We start from the raw sequence: 573 nt of genomic DNA on the forward strand, positions 1-573 counted from the left end.
CAGTTGGCGGCGGGCTCAAAGCTGTAGGTGCCGTTGGCATTGACCGTCAGGGTGCCTTGGCCGGCGATCACGTAGGCGGTGCCCAGGGTGAACGGACCGGTTTGTCCGGCGACGCTGAAGCTCTGAATGCTGAGCGGGCCATCGACACTGGTGGTGCCGGTGAGTAAGGAGCCATTGGTGACGCCACTGTCTTCAGCCACGGTCAGGGTTTCATCGGCATCGGTGAAGCCATCGGTGACAGGGGTCACACCGATGTTCAAGGTCGAAGTGTCCGTGCTAACGCCGTCGGTGACGGTGTAGGTGACAACCGGGAAGTTGCCGTTCCAGTTGGCGGCGGGCTCAAAGCTGTAGGTGCCGTTGGCATTGACCGTCAGGGTGCCTTGGCCGGCGATCACGTAGGCGGTGCCCAGGGTGAACGGACCGGTTTGTCCGGCGACGCTGAAGCTCTGAATGCTGAGCGGGCCATCGACACTGGTGGTGCCGGTGAGYAAGGAGCCATTGGTGACGCCACTGTCTTCAGCCACGGTCAGGGTTTCATCGGCATCGGTGAAGCCATCGGTGACAGGGGTCACA

At 62.2% G+C, this 573-nt stretch carries 1 protein-coding gene; it reads right to left on the reverse strand.

What is annotated here, in order from left to right; genetic code table 11:
- On the reverse strand, nt 1-573 hold a 573-nt coding region (locus L5M17_RS23055; RefSeq protein WP_263149291.1), incomplete at both ends, for a cadherin-like domain-containing protein.

It is taken from the genome of Shewanella sp. SW24 (assembly GCF_025653395.1).
GTDB lineage: Bacteria > Pseudomonadota > Gammaproteobacteria > Enterobacterales > Shewanellaceae > Shewanella > Shewanella oncorhynchi.